At 72.7% G+C, this 17,526-nt stretch carries 19 protein-coding genes; 4 read left to right on the top strand and 15 right to left on the bottom strand.

The window, feature by feature from the left end:
• On the bottom strand, positions 1-1,038 hold a 1,038-nt coding region (gene mutY, locus MNY60_RS20465; protein WP_242361677.1), incomplete at its 3' end, for an A/G-specific adenine glycosylase.
• 89 nt (positions 1,039-1,127) lie between these two features.
• Here mutY and MNY60_RS20470 point away from each other — a divergent pair.
• Complete coding sequence (locus MNY60_RS20470) at positions 1,128-1,982, top strand: DUF1206 domain-containing protein (protein ID WP_242361681.1); 855 nt, start codon at positions 1,128-1,130, stop codon at positions 1,980-1,982.
• Between the two features lie 79 nt (positions 1,983-2,061).
• On the opposite strand, the gene MNY60_RS20475 is transcribed toward MNY60_RS20470, so the two are convergent.
• Complete coding sequence (locus MNY60_RS20475; RefSeq protein ID WP_242356481.1) at positions 2,062-2,667, bottom strand: Fe-Mn family superoxide dismutase; 606 nt, start codon at positions 2,665-2,667, stop codon at positions 2,062-2,064.
• Positions 2,668-3,001: 334 nt separating this feature from the next.
• Here MNY60_RS20475 and mtgA point away from each other — a divergent pair, with 334 nt between their 5' ends.
• Entirely contained in the window at positions 3,002-3,874 is an 873-nt protein-coding gene (gene mtgA, locus MNY60_RS20480) for a monofunctional biosynthetic peptidoglycan transglycosylase (protein WP_242340015.1), read from the top strand.
• Between the two features lie 14 nt (positions 3,875-3,888).
• Here the strand turns inward: mtgA and MNY60_RS20485 are convergent, their stop codons facing one another.
• The 4 genes from MNY60_RS20485 to MNY60_RS20500 form a co-directional block, all read right to left on the bottom strand.
• The gene (locus tag MNY60_RS20485) at positions 3,889-4,836 is read right to left on the bottom strand and encodes a hypothetical protein (protein ID WP_242340016.1); all 948 of its coding nucleotides are present in this window, start codon (positions 4,834-4,836) and stop codon (positions 3,889-3,891) included.
• A gap of 126 nt (positions 4,837-4,962) precedes the next feature.
• Positions 4,963-5,901: an NAD-dependent epimerase/dehydratase family protein gene (locus MNY60_RS20490; RefSeq protein WP_242356486.1), complete on the bottom strand. Its 939-nt coding sequence runs from the start codon at positions 5,899-5,901 to the stop codon at positions 4,963-4,965.
• A gap of 27 nt (positions 5,902-5,928) precedes the next feature.
• Positions 5,929-6,870 (bottom strand): UDP-glucuronic acid decarboxylase family protein, encoded by a 942-nt coding sequence (locus MNY60_RS20495; protein ID WP_242361683.1) that lies wholly within the window; start codon positions 6,868-6,870, stop codon positions 5,929-5,931.
• A gap of 12 nt (positions 6,871-6,882) precedes the next feature.
• A complete protein-coding gene (locus tag MNY60_RS20500; RefSeq protein WP_242340019.1) occupies positions 6,883-7,074 on the bottom strand; it encodes a ribbon-helix-helix domain-containing protein in 192 nt (63 codons plus the stop codon).
• A 50-nt stretch (positions 7,075-7,124) separates the two neighbouring features.
• Between MNY60_RS20500 and MNY60_RS20505 the strand changes: the two genes are divergently transcribed.
• Positions 7,125-7,634: a hypothetical protein gene (locus tag MNY60_RS20505; RefSeq protein WP_242361685.1), complete on the top strand. Its 510-nt coding sequence runs from the start codon at positions 7,125-7,127 to the stop codon at positions 7,632-7,634.
• Here MNY60_RS20505 and MNY60_RS20510 read toward each other — a convergent pair.
• Complete coding sequence (locus tag MNY60_RS20510) at positions 7,625-8,122, bottom strand: hypothetical protein (protein WP_242361687.1); 498 nt, start codon at positions 8,120-8,122, stop codon at positions 7,625-7,627. The two genes, MNY60_RS20505 and MNY60_RS20510, sit on opposite strands and share 10 nt — an antisense overlap.
• A 29-nt stretch (positions 8,123-8,151) precedes the next feature.
• Between MNY60_RS20510 and MNY60_RS20515 the strand changes: the two genes are divergently transcribed.
• Entirely contained in the window at positions 8,152-8,925 is a 774-nt protein-coding gene (locus MNY60_RS20515) for a tetratricopeptide repeat protein (RefSeq protein WP_242361689.1), read from the top strand.
• A gap of 109 nt (positions 8,926-9,034) precedes the next feature.
• Here MNY60_RS20515 and MNY60_RS20520 read toward each other — a convergent pair whose 3' ends face one another.
• The 8 genes from MNY60_RS20520 to MNY60_RS20555 form a co-directional block, all read right to left on the bottom strand.
• Positions 9,035-9,586, bottom strand: coding sequence for a 2-oxoacid:acceptor oxidoreductase family protein (locus MNY60_RS20520; RefSeq protein WP_242340023.1), 552 nt, complete (start codon positions 9,584-9,586; stop codon positions 9,035-9,037).
• A 22-nt stretch (positions 9,587-9,608) separates the two neighbouring features.
• Positions 9,609-10,487: a 2-oxoacid:ferredoxin oxidoreductase subunit beta gene (locus MNY60_RS20525; protein ID WP_242340024.1), complete on the bottom strand. Its 879-nt coding sequence runs from the start codon at positions 10,485-10,487 to the stop codon at positions 9,609-9,611.
• Positions 10,484-11,647, bottom strand: coding sequence for a 2-oxoacid:acceptor oxidoreductase subunit alpha (locus MNY60_RS20530; protein ID WP_242340025.1), 1,164 nt, complete (start codon positions 11,645-11,647; stop codon positions 10,484-10,486). The genes MNY60_RS20525 and MNY60_RS20530 overlap by 4 nt, the downstream gene beginning before the upstream one ends.
• 9 nt (positions 11,648-11,656) lie before the next feature.
• Positions 11,657-11,929, bottom strand: coding sequence for a ferredoxin family protein (locus tag MNY60_RS20535; protein ID WP_242340026.1), 273 nt, complete (start codon positions 11,927-11,929; stop codon positions 11,657-11,659).
• Between the two features lie 296 nt (positions 11,930-12,225).
• Positions 12,226-13,275, bottom strand: coding sequence for a 2-oxoacid:ferredoxin oxidoreductase subunit beta (locus MNY60_RS20540; protein ID WP_242356495.1), 1,050 nt, complete (start codon positions 13,273-13,275; stop codon positions 12,226-12,228).
• Positions 13,276-13,298: 23 nt separating this feature from the next.
• On the bottom strand, positions 13,299-15,164 hold the full coding sequence (locus tag MNY60_RS20545) for a 2-oxoacid:acceptor oxidoreductase subunit alpha (RefSeq protein WP_242361691.1): 1,866 nt from the start codon (positions 15,162-15,164) through the stop codon (positions 13,299-13,301).
• Between the two features lie 192 nt (positions 15,165-15,356).
• The gene (locus tag MNY60_RS20550) at positions 15,357-16,742 is read right to left on the bottom strand and encodes an FAD-binding oxidoreductase (RefSeq protein WP_242340029.1); all 1,386 of its coding nucleotides are present in this window, start codon (positions 16,740-16,742) and stop codon (positions 15,357-15,359) included.
• A complete protein-coding gene (locus MNY60_RS20555) occupies positions 16,739-17,413 on the bottom strand; it encodes an SDR family NAD(P)-dependent oxidoreductase (protein WP_242340030.1) in 675 nt (224 codons plus the stop codon). The genes MNY60_RS20550 and MNY60_RS20555 overlap by 4 nt, the downstream gene beginning before the upstream one ends.
• Positions 17,414-17,526: the final 113 nt, after the last annotated feature.

The raw sequence follows: 17,526 nt of genomic DNA on the forward strand, positions 1-17,526 counted from the left end.
GGAGAGGCCGATCCCGTCGAGCGTGCCGGGCGGCGCGAGCCGGACGTCGTCGCCGGGCGCGAACGCCCCCGGCACCTCGCAGGCATACGCGCGGAGCGCGAGGTCCCGGTGCGTGAGCGTGCGCTCGACCTCGGCGAGCAGCGCGCCCACCGCGCCGACGCCGAAGCGCGCCCGCAGCGTCCGCCGGAGCGCGGCCGCGCCCTGCCGCTCGGTCGCGCCGGTCACGTCCACCGCCGGCAGATCCCACAGCCCGCCGAGCAGCCCGCCCGGCGCGCGCCGCACCAGCACGAGCGCCCCGCCCACCTCGGCGACGGCGCACGCGACCGCTGCCGCTCGCCGCGCACCCCGCCGCCGGGCCGGCGGGATCTCCGCTGCGCGGCCGGCACCGTGAGCGGCGCAGGCACTCCGCACGGGGCACCGCGCGCAGGCCGGCGCGGGCTTGCGGCACAGCGTCGCCCCGAGCTCCATCAGCGCCTGGTTGAAGTCGCCGGGCCGCTCCTCGGGGACGAGCTCGCCCGCGAGCGCCCACAGGGCGCGCTGCACCGCCGGCGCGCCCGGCTCGCCGTCGACGCAGAAGAGCCGCGCGACGACCCGCGCCACGTTCCCGTCCACCGCCGCGGCGGGCAGCGCGAACGCGATGCTCGCGACCGCGCCCGCGGTGTAGGGGCCGAACCCGGGGAGCGCCCGCAGGGCCTCGACCGAGCCCGGCAGTCCACCGTGGCGCGCCAGCGCGGTGCGCGCGGCGGCGAGGAGGTTCCGGCAGCGCGCGTAGTAGCCGAGCCCGCTCCAGAGCGCGAGCACCTCGTCCTCGTCCGCCGCGGCGAGCGCGGCGAGCGTCGGGAAGCGCGCCACGAAGCGCTCGAAGTACGGCACCACGGTGGCCACCTGCGTCTGCTGGAGCATGACCTCCGCGAGCCAGACGCGGTACGGATCCGCGCCGTGCTGCGCGGCGCGCCACGGCAGGGAGCGGTGGCCGGCGTCGTACCAGGCGAGGAGGCGGCGGCGGAGCGCGGCGCGGCGGCCCGGCGGGACGATCACGCGGCCGAGGGTACGGCCGCCCTGCGGAGCGGGTCAAACGCGGGCGCCGGCGGGCGGGCGGGCGGCGGAGTGGCCAGCTTGAACGCCGGATGCGCGGCGCGGGCGAGGTCTGGTCGGAGGTGGAGCGGGCGGGCGATCGCTCGGCGAGGCGCCCGTGGGTTCGGGCGCTCGCGCGAGCGGGGTTCGCCGCGAAGGGCGCCGTGTACGCCGTCATCGGCGCGCTCGCCCTCCGGCTCGCGCTCGGCGAGGGCGGGCGGGCCACCGACTCGAAGGGCGCGCTCGCCACGCTCGCGCAGGCGCCGCTCGGCGGCGCGCTCGTCGCGGCGCTCGCGATCGGGCTCGTCGGCATGGCCCTCTGGTTCGAGGTCCAGGCGATCGCCGATCCGGACGGCGAGCGCCGGCGCGGCGCCTGGGCGGTCCTGTCGCGCGTGGGACAGGCGATCGGCGGCCTCGGCTACGTCTCGCTCGCCCTGGCGGCGGTGCGCCTCGCCTCCGGCGGCCGGGCCGGTCCGAGCGGGAACGCAGCGGCGCGCAGCTGGACTGCCCGCGCGCTCGAGCTCCCGGCCGGCCGCGTGCTCGTCCTCGCGGCCGCCGCGATCGTGGTCTTCGTGGGGGCGCGCCAGATCTGGACCGGCGTGCGGCGGAAGTTCCTGAAGCACCTCGACCTCGCGCGCGCCGGAGCCTGGGTGCGGCGCTGGGCGGCGCCCCTCGGCACCCTCGGCTTCACGGCGCAGGGCGTGGTCTTCGTGCTCGTGGGCCTCTTCTTCGCGCAGGCGGCGCTCGAGGGGGATCCGCACGAGGCGACCGGTTTCGACGGCGCGCTCGCGACGCTGGCGCGCCAGCCGTACGGGGCCGTGCTCCTCGGGGCGGCGGCGCTCGGCCTCCTCGCCTACGCGGCGTTCGCGCTCGTCGAAGGCCGCTACCGGCGCCTCGGCGCGCGCTGACGGGTCGAGGCCCGGACGACGAGGCCCGGACCGCTGGTGCGATCCGGGCCTGGCGGCGCGGCGGGGGCGCAGCTCCCGTTCAAACTATCCGCTTCTCGATCGTCTCCCAGCTCAGGTTCTTGAAGAACGCGTCGACGTACTTCGCGCGCTCGGTCGCGAGGTAGTCGCGCATGAACGCGTGCTCCCACCCGTCCATGACGAGGACGGGCTTGAAGCCGACCGGCACGTTGTCCTGGTGCAGGTTGATCCAGTGGTTCGAGAGCCAGCCGGTGGACGGATCCTGGAAGGTCATCGCCCAGCCGACGCCGGGCATCGTCGCGATCGCGCGGAAGTCGGCGAGCCAGGTCTCGTACTTCCCGAACGAGGCCTCGAGCGCCTTGCGCAGCTTCCCGCCGGTGGGCGGCTCGGCCTGGGCGCCCGGCGCCAGGTTCTCGAAGTAGTACTCGTGGTTCACCATCCCGCTGTACTCGAACCCGAGGCGCCGGGTGAGCTCGGCGAACACCGGGTCGGCGCCGGAGGCCTTGCCGTCGTTGCAGATGCCCTGGAGCTTCTCCGTGAGCGCGTTCGTGCGCTTGACGTAGCCCTCGTAGAGCTTCAGGTGCTCCTCGATCTGCTTGTCCGAGATGCCGGTGAGCCCCCGGACCTTGGAGTAGTCGCGCGGGGTGTAACGCTTCACGTCAGCCATGTTCCCTCCGTGGGCCTGCGGGCCGTGAGCGGCCGTACGGTGCCGTTTTCGGTGAGCGGGAGGTAGCGGTGGGTCCCGGATGCGTCAAGGCGCCGAACGGGGGCCCGAACGGGATCACCATTCACGGTGAGGCAACGTCGTCACCGTGACGCCGGCCGAAGGCCCGCCCGCGAGGTCCCTCGCCTCGCGCTCCGCGACGGCGTCTCTGCGCCGCGCGGCGGCGCCTCCGTAGGAGGGACGCGTCCGGCCGGCGCGCGCTCGCGGCGCGGCGTCGCCGCAGTCCCGCGCGGCGCGCCTGGCCCCCGCGTCCCTGCGGGTGCTATAGGTCCGCCGCATGCCATCCCGGGCTCACGCCCCCGGGCGCCGCGTCCGCCGCCTCGCCCTCGCCCTCCTCGCCGTCGTCCTCGCCGCAGCCGCCGCGCTCGGTGGCCTCTGGCTCGCCACGCCCGACCCGCGCCCGCTCGCCCGCGAGAACCCGCGGACGACGGCGCTCATCGCGCAGCGGCAGGCGGAGGCGAAGGCGCGCAGGCACTCGTTCCGGCCCCGGCAGGTGTGGGTCGGCCTCGATCGCGTGTCCCCGCGGCTCGTCGAGGCGGTGCTGGCCTCCGAGGACGCGAACTTCTTCGGGCACGAGGGGCTCGACTGGGAGGCGATCCGGCTCGCCGCCGAGCACGACCTCAAGGAGCGCCGGTTCGCGCGCGGAGCCTCCACCCTCACGCAGCAGCTCGCCAAGAACCTCTGGCTCGGCACCGAGAAGAGTCTCCTGCGCAAGGCGAAGGAGGCGGTGCTCGCGGCGAAGCTCGAGCACGCCCTCTCGAAGCGGCGCATCCTCGCGCTCTACCTGAACGTGGTGGAGTGGGACGACGGCGTCTTCGGCGCCGAGGCGGGGGCGCGCGCACGGTTCGGCGTCTCCGCGGCGTCGCTCTCCACGGCGCAGGCCGTCGTGATGGCGTCCATCCTGCCTGCGCCGCGGCGGGTGGACCTCGCGAACCCGTCCTCCTGGCTCAAGCACCGCTCGCGGCGCCTCCTCGACCGCCTGCGCGCGGCCGGCCGCGTGACCGCCGAGGAGCACCTCCGCGCGAGCAGCGAGCTCGAGCGGATCCTCGCCGGTCCCACGCCGGCCGACGACCTCGAGGAGCCGCCGGAGGACGACGCGCCGCTCGCGCCCGCCCCGGTCGCGACGAGCGCCGAGCCGGGCGAAGGTTAAGGCAGCCTGTCGCGCTACGGGAGCGTCAGGTCGGCGAAGAGCGCCGGGACGAACGCGCAGGCGCCCTCGTACCCGGCGAGCGGGTCGTCGTCGTAGAGGAGCGAGAACCCCAGCGCGGCGCCGCTCCAGCACTCGCTCGCGCGGTACTGCAGCCCGGCGGACACCCACGCGGCGTCACCGCGGCCCGCCCCGGCCGCGTCCCAGCGCGAGCGGAGCGACAGGTTCCGCGGCGTGGCCTCGAGCGTCTGGAGCGCGACCTGCAGGTCGCCGCCCGCCGCAGTCGCGCGGAAGGCGTACACCGCGTCGAGGCGGACCGGGTCGTCCGGATCGCGGCTGCGCGCGCCGAGCGCGGTCGCGTCCACCCGGACGGCCTCGCGCGCGTCGTACGCGACCTCGAGGCGGCCGAAGTCCTCCTGCTGCCATCCCGCGGCGTGGTCCAGCGCGGCCGCCGCGTCGAAGTCCACGGCGAACGAGCCGCTGCCGCGAGACGGGAGCGCGCCCGGGTGCGCGACGCCCGCCACGATCGGCGCGAACGCCGCGCGCGCGTCCGAGCCCCGGCGCGCGTCGAGCAGGTACGACCAGCCCGTGCCGTCCCGGCGCGCCACGAGGCGCCACACGTTCAGCCCCTCGCGATCCGTCCAGGGCCCCCAGGTGCACGACGCGACGTCGCAGGTCGTCGGCGGCAGCGAGGCGACGGCGCGAAGCCGTCCGAGGGTCCAGGCGACGCCGGCGTTCACGGTCGTCGCCGCCCAGAAGGTCGTCCGGGCGTAGCCCGACCCGAACGTCGGAGCGGCGGCGACCACCTCAGCGGTGGTGGCCGTCGGCGAGGGGGGCGGCGCCGGGGAGGCCATCCGGATCGCCGCCTCCTCGGGGAGCGCGGTGCGGAGGCCGTCGGCGTCGGTCTGCACCGCCGCCTCGCACGCGGCGAGGAGCACTGCGGCGAGCGCGAGCGTCGTCCTCATCGTCTCCTCCTGCCGGATCCGCGGGCGCGCGGCCCCTGGCGTGGCCGAGCATGCCAGCGCGCGGAGGTGGCAGGGAAGGCGACGATGTGGGAGGGCGGCGCGAGCCCCGCCGCCCGGGTCACCAGGTCACGCGGCCTTGCGACGCGCCGCGAACCACTCGAAGGTGCGCGCGAGCCCGTCCGCGAGCTTCACCTCCGGCCGCCAGCCGATGGCCGCGGCGGCGCGCGCCGGGTCGATGCACGAGCGCTTCTGCTCCCCGAGGCGCGCCGCGGCGTGCTCGGCGGGCCGCTCGGAGCGGGCCGCCCGCGCGATGTGCGCGTAGAGCTCGTTCACGTCGGTCTCCACCCCGGTGCCGACGTTGAGCGGCCCGTCGTACCGCTTCTCCGCGGCGAGCAGGTTCGCGCGCGCGACGTCGCCGGCGAAGACGTAGTCGCGCGTCTGCCCGCCGTCCCCGAAGATCGTGCAGGGGCGGCCCTCGAGCAGGCGCCCGCAGAAGATCGCGACCACGCCCGCCTCGCCGTGGGGATCCTGGCGCGGGCCGTAGACGTTCGAGTAGCGCAGCGCGGTGAAGGGGATCCCGTAGTTCGCCCGGTACACGCCGAGGTACAGCTCGCTCGCGGCCTTCGCCGCGCCGTAGTGGGAGACGGGCAGCTGCGGGTGGTCCTCGGGCGTGGGCACGCGCTCGGTGTCGCCGTAGGTGGCGCCGCCGGAGGAGGCGAAGAGGACGTGCTCGACGCTCTTCGCCTCGACCGCGCCCTGCATGAGGTTGAGGAGGCCGCCGATGTTGACGTCCGCGTCGAAGCGCGGGTCCGCCATCGACCGGCGGACGTCGATCTGGGCGGCGTGGTGGCAGACCACCTGCGGTCGCTCCTGCTTCAGGACCTCGAGCGCGGCCGCGCTGCGCACGTCCACCGGGTAGAAGCGCGCCGCGGCGGGCACGTGCTCGCGCTTGCCCGACGAGAGGTCGTCGAGGACCGCCACGTCCCAGCCCGACTGAAGGAACAGATCGGCGATGGTCGAACCGATGAACCCCGCCCCGCCCGTGATGAGAATCCGCTTCGCCACCTCGCCTCCCTCCCGTTCACCCGACGTTCAAACCCGCTCGCGGAACCAGGCGATCGTCCGCCGCATTCCGTCCTCGAACCCCACCCTCGGCTCCCAGCCCAGGACCTCCTTCGCGCGCGTGATGTCCGGCCGCCGCACGCGCGGGTCGTCCTCCGGGAGCGGCTCGTGCACGATGGGACAGTGGCTCCCGACGAACCGCTGCACCGCCTCGGCGAACTGCAGGACGGTCATCTCGTGCGGGTTCCCGATGTTCACGGGATCCTGGAAGCGCGCGTGCAGGAGCCGCCAGATCCCTTCCACGTTGTCGTCCACGTAGCAGAAGCTCCGGGTCTGGGTGCCCTCGCCGAACACGGTGATGGGCTGCCCGCGGAGCGCCTGCGCCACGAAGGTGGGCACGATCCGCCCGTCGTCCAACCGCATGCGGGGGCCGTAGGTGTTGAAGATGCGGGCGATGCGGACGTCCACCTTCTCGTAGCGGCGGTAGGCGACGGTGATCGCCTCGGCGAAGCGCTTGGCTTCGTCGTAGACCGCGCGGGGGCCGATGGGGTTCACGTTCCCCCAGTACGACTCGCGCTGCGGGTGCTCGAGGGGATCGCCGTACACCTCGGACGTCGAGGAGAGCACGAAGACGGCGCCCGCCCGCTTCGCGAGCCGCAGCGCGTTCTCGACGCCGTGCGAGCCGACGTGCAGCGTCTCGAAGGGGTGCTTCAGGTAGTCGATCGGCGAGGCGGGAGAGGCGAAGTCCAGGACCGCGTCGACGGGCCCGGTGAGCGCGTCGAGGGGCTGGCAGATGTCGCCCTCGACGAAGTCGAAGCGAGGCTCGCGGGAGAGGTGCTCGAGGTTGCGCCGCGTGCCCGTGATGAAGTTGTCCATCCCGGTGACGCGCCAGCCCTCCGCGAGGAGGCGGTCGGTGAGATGGCTGCCGATGAACCCTGCCGCCCCGAGGACGACTGCGCGCTTTTCGCTCATTCGTGGGGCAATCTACTTCTTGGCGCCGAGGTCATCGAGCGTCAGCTGGCCGGGGAGCGCCTGGCGGTACTTCTCGAGCACCAGATCGATGCCCTGCCGGATGTACTCGGCGACGGGCACGCGCGTGCGCTCGTGCAGGAGCTTGAGGCGCTCGTTCTGCTCGGGCGTGATGTAGACGGTCGTCGAGATCTTTTTCCGGGCCATGGCGGCTCCGGCGAACCTATGTGACCATCGGTATAGTGTCAAATAACGCCATGCGTAAGCTACCTCCCCTCCTCGCCGCCCTGGCGGGGCTCGCCTGCAGCGCTGCTCACCCGCCGGCGACCTCCGCCGCCCCGCGTGCTGCGGCGAGCCGGCGCCCGTTCACCGCCGAGCCCGCGGGATCTCCGTCGGGGACGCCGGAGGACCAGGACGGCGACGGCCGCCCCGACACCTGGGTGACGCGCGGCCCGGACGGCGCCCCCTCGCGGCTCGCCTACGACCTCGACCGCGACGGGACGCCCGACGTGGTGCTCGTGCTCGAGGGCGGCGCGCTCGTGCGGGAGGAGCTCGCGTATCCCGTCGGCGGCGTCCCCGCGACCTGGAGCGTGTTCGAGCAGGGCGAGCTCGTCCGCAAGGAGCGGGACACCGACGGCGACGGACGGCCCGACCTCTGGGAGCGCCATGCGCACGGCGTGCTCGAGCGCGTCGAGGTCGACACGGACCGCGACGGGACGCCGGATCGGACGGAGCGCGCCGGCGCGGCGCAGGCGGATCAGAAGTAGAAGCTCGCGCAGAGCGCCAGCTCGGGACGCCAGCCCTCCCCGGGGACGCGCCGGAGGCCCGCCCTCGCCCCGAGCGCGAGGTCCCGGTGCGCGAACCACTCGAGCCCGGCCCCTGCCGCGGCGGAGAGCCCGCTCGCTCCCGCCGGGTCCCATCCGGCGTGGCTCCACCCCAGCTCGAGCTGAAGCAGCGGCCGGAGCGCGTCGGTGCCCGGCGACCAGCGCAGCCCGGCGGTGCCCTCGACGCGGCGGACCGTCCCGCGGCCGGAGGGCTCCGGGGCGGACCCGAAGCCGAGGCGCGCGACGGCCTCGAACGGCCCGTCGAGCCACGCGGTCGCCGCGATCGCGACGGGGAGCGAGACGCGAGCTGCGCCGCCGGCCGGCCACGAAAGCCCGGATTCCACGGAGATGGAGCAGTTCGAGAGCTGGGCAACCGCGGGGGACGCCGCGGCGAGGGCGGCGAGGACGGTGAGTCGCAGGAAGGGGCGCATGCGGCACGCGCGCAGCAAGAAGCGGGCGCATGCCCGCTCTCCACGTCCCCCTCGCCTTCCGTTCGATGCTCGCGGCCCTCCCGCTCGTCGCCTGCGCCGGCCGCGCGACCGTGCACCCCCGCGCCGCCGAGGAGGTCCGCCGCGGCTACGCCTACCTGGAGGCGGCGGACCCCGAGCGCGCCGGCGTCGCCTTCGCGCACGCCCTCGAGTTCGATCCGCAGTTCCCGGAGGCGCTGAACGGGCTCGGCATCGTCGCCCGGCGCGAGGGCGATCTCGACGCGGCGAGGCGCCGGTTCGAGCGGGCGGTGCGCCTCGCGCCGGACTTCGCCGAGGGCCACGCGAACCTCGGGGAGACGCTGCTCGCCGCCTCGCGCGCAGAGCCCGCGCTGGCGGAGCTGCGCGCCGCGCTCCGCATCGACCCCGACCTCGCCGACGCGCGGCAGAACCTCGCCCGGGCGCTGCTCCGCCGCGGGCTGGACGCGCCGGATCGCCCGGCACGCTGGGCGGAGGCGCGGCGCGAGTACCTGCACCTCCTCGAGGCGGACCCCGCCCGCGCCGCCGCGCACCACGATCTCGCGTTCATGGACTACTCGGACGGGCGCTACGCGCGCGCGGAGGCGGGATACCGGCGCGCCGCGGAGCTCGAGCCCCGCTCGCGCGAGGCGCTCCACGGCCTCTGCATCTCGCTCGTGAGGCTCGGCCGCTGCGCCGAGGCGGCGCGCGCCTGCGAGCGCTGCCTCGAGGTCGCGCCGGGCGCCGACGCCTGCCGCACCAGCCTGCGCGGCGCGCGCGCGTGCGAGTAGGCGGCGCCCTCGCCCGGGTCGCGCGCCTCGACGAGAGCTTCGCCGCGAGGACGAGACGACGCGCCGCGGGGAAGCCCCGCGGCGCGCCGGATGCCGAAGCGCCTCGTCGCTACGCCTTCGCGACGAGCTTCTTGCCGTGATCGAAGCCGCGCTGGAACGCCTTCATGTTCAGCTCGACGGTGGCGGGGGGGACGGAGTCCTTCACCGCCTCCCGGGCCGCCTCCTCGCTCACGATGCCCGTCACGGCGGTGAAGAACCCCACCATGACGATGTTCATCACCATCTTCCGGCCGAGCTCCTCGGCGATGCGCGTCGCCGGGACGGCGAACACCTTCACCGTGCTCGGCAGCCCGGTGGGCTTCACGAGCTCCTCCTCGATGAGGAGCGTCCCGTCCGGCCGGAGCTCGGGCGAGAACTTCGCGAACGCGTCCTGCGACATCGCCACCATGAGGTGCGGCTTCTGCACGTACGGGTAGAGGATCGGCTCGCTGTCGACGACCACCTGCGCGCTGCAGGCAGAGCCGCGCGCCTCGGGGCCGAAGGCCTGCGTGAGGCACGAGTGCTTGCTGTCGAACAGCGCCGCCGCCTTGCCGATGATGATGCCGCCCAGGATGACGCCCTGGCCGCCCAGCCCGCCGATCTTGATCTCCGTGGGACCCATTTCCGTATTCTCCTCTGGGCGTTTACGCCTGCGACTTCGCGGCGCCGGGCGAGACGTACGGCACGTACTTCGCGCCGAGCGCCTCCTTGTACCGCTGATCCATCGCGTCCTCGAGCGTCGCCCGCTCGCGGTCGACGAACTTGCCGACCGTGATCTCCTTGCGGTAGTCGAGCGCGACCTCGCGCGTGTCGACGCCGTTACGGATGACGCTCTTCTCCTTGTAGAACTTCATCTCGTCGAGCCCCTCGCCGAGCTTGTTGCGGCGGAGGTACAGCGTGGGGCACGGCGCGGCGATCTCGATGAAGCGGAAGCCGCGCTTGTTGATGGCTTCGGCCATCGACTTCGCGAGCTGCTTCACGTGGTAGGCCGTCCAGCGGGCGACGTAGACCGCGCCGCAGGAGTCGGCGAGCATCGGCATGTTGAACGTCTGCTCGAACGCGCCGTACGGCGTGGTCGAGGCGATGGCCGGGCGGAACGTGGTCGGCGTCACCTGGCCGCCCGTCATGCCGTACGTGAAGTTGTTCACCATCACGACGAGCAGGTCGGCGTTGCGGCGCGCCGCGTGGATGAAGTGGTTGCCGCCGATGGCGGACAGGTCGCCGTCACCGGAGTAGACGACCACCTTCAGGTCCGGGCGGGCGAGCTGCAGGCCCGTCGCGAACGGGATGGCGCGGCCGTGCGTCGTGTGGAACGAGTCGACGTTGAGGTAGCCGGCCACGCGGCCGGTGCAGCCGATGCCCGAGACCACCGCCAGGTTGTCGAGCGGGATCTTGGACTCGTCGAGCGCGCGCGCGAAGCAGTTCACCGTCGTGCCGATGCCGCAGCCCGGGCACCAGATCGACGGCATGCGCTCCATGCGCAGGTACTTGTTGACGGGGTTCTCCTTGACCGGCGCGCTCATCGAACGGCTCCCACAATGGCGTTGGTGATGACCTGCGGATCGTGAACGGTGCCGCCGACGTGCGGGACCGGGACGACCTTGGTCCGGCCCTCGACGATGCGCTGCACCTCGAGCACCATCTGGCCCAGGTTCAGCTCGGGGACGACGAACGCCTTCACCTTCTTCGAGAGCTGGAGGATCTCCTTCTCGGGGAAGGGCCAGGCGGTGATGAGCCGGAAGGAGCCGACCTTCACGCCCTGGGCGCGCGCCTGCTGGATCGCGCGCTCGGCGATGCGCGAGGTGATGCCGTAGGAGACGACCACCACCTCGGCGTCGTCGAGGTCCTTCGCCTCGTACTTCACGATCTTGTCGGCGTTGAGGACGATCTTGTTCCAGAGCCGCATCTGCATCTTCTCGTGCTCGGGGACCGTCATCTTCGGGTAGCCGCGCTCGTCGTGCGTGAGGCCCGTGACGTGGATGCGGTAGCCGTCGCCCGGCTTCACCATCTCGGGGACGAGGCTGCCCTCGGCGGGCGCGAAGAGCTTGAACTCGCCGGGCGGCTTCTTCGTCCAGCGGCGCTCGGTGACCTTGATCTCCGCGTCCTCGGGGATGACCACCTTCTCGGTCATGTGCCCCACCACCTCGTCGAGCATCACGAGGACCGGGACGCGGAACTCCTCGGCCATGTTGAACGCGTCCACGGTGAGGTCGAAGCACTCCTGCGGCGAGTTCGGGCAGAGCGCGATGAGGCGGTAGTCGCCGTGCGAGCCGAACCGCGCCTGCATCATGTCGCCCTGCGCGGGCTGCGTCGGGAGGCCCGTCGACGGGCCGGCGCGCTGCACGTTGAAGAACACGCACGGCGTCTCGGTGATCGCGGCGAGGCCGATGTGCTCCATCATGAGCGAGAAGCCGGGGCCCGAGGTGACGGTGCAGGCCTTCGCGCCGCCCCAGGCGCCGCCGAGCAGCGCGATCGACGCGGCGAGCTCGTCCTCGAACTGGAGGAAGCGGCCGCCGACGAACGGGAAGCGCTGCGCGAGCCGCTCGACCACCTCGGTCGAGGGCGTGATGGGGTAGCCGGCGGCGAAGCGGCAGCCGGCGGCGATGGCGCCCTCGCTGCAGGCGTGGTCGCCGTCCAGGTAGTGGCTGCCGGTGAGGGTTCCGGAAGAGTTCGCGTTTGACATTCGTGGCTCCTAGGCGGCGGCCGAGTCGAGCTTCTCGCGGTAGCCGTAGATCGAGAAGTCGGGGCAGAAGAGGCCGCACATGTCGCAGCCGTTGCAGAGCTCCGGCTTCGCGAGGAAGGGCGGGTGGTAGCCCTTCGCGTTGTAGCCCTTCTCCAGGTCGAGGGCGTGCAGCGGACAGAACTCGACGCAGAACCCGCAGCCCTTGCAGTTCTCGCGGTTCACGACCACCACGCCTTTGAACTTCTTGTCCTTCTTCGCCGCCGGTGACGCTGCTGTCGTCATATCGCTCCTCTGGAGCGTCCGGGCCGGCATGGTCCGGTCACGCTGGGAGAGTGCCGGGCTCAGTACTACGTCGCCCCACGCGGGCGCCTGGACGCAGGTCAATCGAGAAGAGATTTCCCCGCGAATCGATTGCGCATTTCATCGACCCATTTGCTCGACGTTTGATCGACCGCGCGCCTCCACGATTCGACGCGGGCCGGCTCGGGGTCGCGCGAATCCGCGCAGAGGCGCGAAAAGACGAAGGCCCTCCCCCAGATGAGGGGAAGGGCCTTCGAGGTAGCGACGCGGCGGTCGGGCTACCCGATGGTCCAGGTGTCGCTGCCGGCGAGCAGCTTCTCGAGCGACGCGTCGGGCTTCTTCGCCTTGGCGCCGTCGATGATCTGCCAGGTCAGCTCCTCGCAGGTCGGCATGCGCACGTTGCGGAACACGCCGATCGGCGTGGGGAACCCGGGCTTCATCGAGAGGTTCGCGAGCATGAACGCGATGGTCGGATCCTCCCGCGTCGCGTCGTGCACGAGGATGTCCTTCTCGGTCACGCCGCCCTCGCCGATCGTCACCACCTCGAGCTCGGCGCTCTGCGGGTTGAAGCGAATGCCCTTCTTGTTGTCCTTGCCGAACACGAGCGGCTTGCCCTGCTCCATCCGCAGGAGCGCGTCCGCCTTCACCGCCTTGTCGGTGAGGAACTCGTAGGCGCCGTCGTTGAACACCGGGCAGTTCTGGAAGACCTCCACGAGCGTGCTGCCCTTGTGCTCCGCCGCCGCCTTGAGGACGCCGCCCATGTGCGCGCCCTCGACGTCGATGGTGCGCGCGACGAACGTGGCGCCGGCGCCGAGCGCGAGCGCCGGCGGGTTGAACGGGTAGTCGGGCGAGCCGTGCGGCGTCGTCTTGGTCTTCTTGCCGAGCTCGGAGGTCGGCGAGACCTGGCCCTTCGTGAGCCCGTAGATGCGGTTGTTGAACAGCAGCATCTTGAGGTCGAGGTTCCGCCGCATCGCGTGGATGAAGTGGTTGCCGCCGATGGCGAGCGCGTCGCCGTCGCCGGTCACGATCCACACCTGCAGCTCGGGCCGGGAGACCTTGAGGCCCGAGGCGAAGGACGGCGCGCGGCCGTGCAGCGTGTGCATCCCGTAGTTGTTCATGTAGTACGGGAAGCGGGACGAGCAGCCGATGCCGGAGATGAAGACGATGTTCTCGCGCTTCACCCCGACGGCCGGCAGCGCGCGCTGCACCTGGTTGATGATCGAGTAGTCGCCGCAGCCGGGGCACCAGCGCGGATCGACGCCGGACTCGAAGTCCTTCTTCGTGTAGGTCGGGAGGGCGGTATTCACGTTCTGTCCATTCGTGCTCATGGTGATAGTCCTTTCCGGCTCTCTCAGAGGACCTCGAGGACCTTGCCCACGAGCTCGCCGATCTTGATGGGCTTGCCGTTGATCCGGTTGAACTGCAGCGGATCGACCCCCGGGTACTTGCCGCGCAGGTAGAAGGCGAGCTGCCCGTCGTTCACCTCGGGCACGAACACCTTCTTGAAGCGCCTCAGCACCTCGCCGAGGTTCTTCGGGAGCGGGTTCAGCCAGCGCAGGTGCACGTGGCTCACGGCCTTGCCGCGCGCCTGCAGCTCCTCGGCGGCGCCGCGGACCGCGCCGAACGTGCCGCCCCAGGAGACGAGCAGGAGGTCCCCGCTCGCCGCGCCGAACGTCTCGACGTCAGGGACGTCCTCCACCACGTTGCGGATCTTCTGCGCGCGCGTCTTCACCATGCGCTCGTGGTTCATGCCGTCGTACGACACCATGCCCGAGAGCGAGTCCTTCTCGAGGCCGCCGACGCGGTGCTCGAGGCCCGGCGTGCCCGGGACCGCCCAGGGCCGCACGAGCTTGTCGTCGCGCAGGTACGGCATGTACTGCGCGCCGTCCGCGTAGTTCGGGACGGTCTGGTACTTCACCTGCAGCTTGGGCAGCTCGTCGAGGCTCGGGACCTTGAACGGCTCCGAGCCGTTGCCGAGGTAGCCGTCGGTGAGGAGGAGCACCGGCGTCATCCACTTCGTGGCGATCTTCATCGCCTCGATCGCCGACCAGAAGCAGTCCGCCGGGCTCTGCGCCGCGAGGACCGGCATGGGCGCCTCGCCGTGGCGGCCGAAGAGCGCCATGAGCAGGTCCGCCTGCTCGGTCTTCGTCGGCATGCCCGTCGACGGACCGCCGCGCTGCACGTTCACGATGACGAGCGGCAGCTCGGTGATGACCGCGAGGCCCATCATCTCGGTCTTGAGCGCGAGGCCCGGGCCGGAGGTGGAGGTGCAGGCGAGCGCGCCGCCGAAGGCGGCGCCGATGGCGGAGCCGATGCCCGCGATCTCGTCCTCGGCCTGGTACGTCACCACCCCGTGCTCCTTGAAGTATGACATCTCCTGGAGGATCTCGGTGGCGGGCGTGATGGGGTAGCTGCCGAGGAACACCTGCCGGCCGGTGAGCCGCGCGACCGTGGCGAAGCCGAGCGCCGTGGCGAAGTTGCCGGTCACGTTGCGGTACGTGCCCGCGGCGAGCTTCGAGGCCGGCACCTGATACCGCTGGTAGAACACCTCGGACGTCTCGCCGTAGGCGTGGCCCGCCTTGAAGACGGCGGCGTTCGCCGAGGCGAACTCCGGCTTCTTCGCGAACTTCCGCTGGATCGCCTCGAGCTGCGGCTCGATCGGCCGGCTGTAGAGCCAGTACATGAGGCCGAGCGCGAAGTAGTTCTTGCAGCGCGCGACCTCCTTCGACGACAGCCCCGAGCCCGCGAGCGCGGTCTCGGTGAGCTTGTTCATGTCGACGGGGACGAGCTTGTACGTCTGCGTGAGCGCGGCGTCCTCGAGCGGGTTCGTCTTGTAGCCGGCTTTCTCGAGGTTGCCCGCCGTGAACGCGCCGGCGTTCACGAGCAGCATGCCGCCCGGCTTCAGATCGGCGAGGTTCGTCTTGAGCGCCGCCGGGTTCATCGCGACCAGCACGTCGGGCGCGTCGCCGGGGGTGTGGATCTCCCGGGCGCCGAAGTTCACCTGGTAGCCCGACACGCCGTAGAGCGAGCCGGCGGGCGCGCGGATCTCCGCGGGGTAGTCCGGGAACGTCGCGAGGTCGTTGCCGGCCAGCGCGCTCGCCCGCGTGAACTCAGTGCCGGTGAGCTGCATGCCGTCGCCGGAGTCGCCGACGAAGCGGATGGTGACGGCCTCGACCTGCTCGACCGTGTGCTTTCCCGCGGAAACTTGCGTGGACATGTGTCCTTTCGTCCTTTCAGAGAGTGCGCGCGAAGCGAAGGCCCGGCGGTAGGCGCCGGGCCGGCCTTGACTTCATGCCGGATTGGGCCGGGGAAGTCAAACCTAACCCCCTGAAATGACGCGAGGATTGTGGACCGTCCTTGTCCCCAATCAATCTGATCAGAAGATCGGATCCGCGCGTCCGAGGGCCCCTCAGCCCGGGAACATCTTCCCCGGGTTGAGGATTCCGAGCGGATCGAAGACCGCCTTGAGGCGGCGCTGGAGGGCGACGAGCTCCCTGCCCTGCTCGTACTCGAGGAAGTCGCGCTTCGCGAGGCCGACGCCGTGCTCGCCGGTGATGGTGCCGCCGAGATCCACCGCCGCGCGGAGGATCTCCCCGACCGCGAGATCGACCCGCGGGCGCTCCTCCGCCCGATCGAAGAGCACGTTGCAGTGGAGGTTGCCGTCGCCGGCGTGCCCGTACGTCGCGACGACGAGGCCGTGCCGGGCCCCGATCGCCTTGGCGCGCTCCACCATCGCCGGGATCTTGGAGCGCGGGACGGCGACGTCCTCCGAGAGCTTCATCGGGTGGAGCGTCTTGAGGTTGACCGACAGGTAGCGGCGCGTCTCCCACACCTCGCGGCGCTGCGCCTCGTTCTGCGCGACGATCACCTCGCCCGCCGCGTCCCCCTGCACGATCTCGGCGACCCGGACGATCTCCGCGAACACGCTCTCCTCGTCGTTGCCGTCGGTCTCGACGAGGAGCGCCGCCCCCGCCCCCGCGGGGAACCGGAACGGCGAGGTCTTGCCCGCGGCGGCGAGCGAGACGTCGTCGAGGAGCTCGAGGCAGCGCGGGATCACCCCGCCCGCGAGCACGCGGGAGACGGCGCGCGCCGCGCTCGCGACCGAGTCGAACACCACGAGCGCGGTCGAGACGTGGCGCGGGCGCGGCAGGAGCTTCACCATGACCTCGGTGACGATCGCGAGCGTCCCCTCGCTCCCGACGAGCAGGCCGGTCAGGTCGTAGCCGGCGACGCCCTTGATGCTCCGGTGGCCGACCTTCAGGATCTCGCCGGTGGGGACGACCGCGGTGAGCCCGAGGACGTACTCTCGGGTCACGCCGTACTTGAGCGCGCGCGGCCCGCCCGCGTTCTCGGCGACGTTGCCGCCGATGGTGCACAGCTCGAGCGAGTTCGGATCCGGGGGGTAGAAGAGCCCGTGCTCCTCGACCGCCGCCTGGAGCTGGCCCGTCACGACGCCGGGCTCGACGCGGGCCACGAGGTCCTCGGGCGAGATCTCGAGGATCCGGTTCATCCGGTCGAGCGACACCGCGATCCCGCGCTGCACCGCCAGCACGCCGCCCGACTTGCCGCTGCGCGCCGCCACCGGCACGACCGGCACGCGGTGCGCGCTCGCGATCCGGAAGACCTCCCGGATCTCCTCGGCGGACTCGACGAGCACCGCGACGTCGGGCGGGTAGGCCCCGAGGTCGGACTCGTCTCGCCCGTACGCCTCGAGGCGCTCGGGGTCGCGCGTGAGGCGCTCGGCGGGGAAGGCGCGGGCGAGGTCCGCCAGCGCCGCGGCGACGGGCGCGGTCATCCGAACACCTCCAGGTTCGCGGCCGTGATCGCCGCCGGCGCGTCGAGCGCCGCGAATACCACGACCCGCGCGACGTCCTCGGGGCTCAGGACCGGCGCGAACGGCGTCGCCTTCAGCATCTCGGTGTCGGTGCTGCCCGGCGACACGGCGACGCACTGCACACCGTGCGGGCGGAGCTCCTCGGCGAGGCACTTCGTGAGCCCCACGAGCCCCCACTTCGACGCGTTGTAGGCGCTCGCCGCCGCGGTGCCGAGGGTGGCGGAGATCGAGCAGACGTTCACGATCCTGCCGCGCCGCCGCGCCTTCATCCCGGGGATCACGGCGCGGGCGCAGAGGAACGCGCCGGTGAGGTTCACCTCGAGCACCTCGCGGAACGCGGCCGGGGTGAGATCCTCGGCGAGCCCGCGCGCGAGCACGCCGGCGTTGTTCACGAGCAGCTCGACCGGGCCGAGGGCCCGCTCGTGCGACGCGAGGAGGCGGGCCACGTCCTCCTCGCGCGAGACGTCCCCCGCCACGGCGAGGGCCGCGCCGCCCTCCGCCACGAGCGCCTCCACCTGACCTGCCGTCCGGGCGAAGACCGTGACGGCGACCCCGCGGGCCGTGAGCGCCCGCGCGATCGCCGCGCCGATGCCCCGCCCGCCGCCCGTGACGATGGCGGTCCTCGCGGTCACCGCCTCGCCCTCCGCGCCCCGCGGGCCGGCGCACCGGCGCGCCCGGCGAGCGCGAGGAAGCGCCGCCGCGCCGCGCCGTCCCGCGCGAGCGCCCCCACCCAGGCGTCCGCGTG

It is taken from the genome of Anaeromyxobacter sp. SG17 (assembly GCF_022690695.1).
Taxonomy (GTDB): domain Bacteria; phylum Myxococcota; class Myxococcia; order Myxococcales; family Anaeromyxobacteraceae; genus Anaeromyxobacter; species Anaeromyxobacter soli.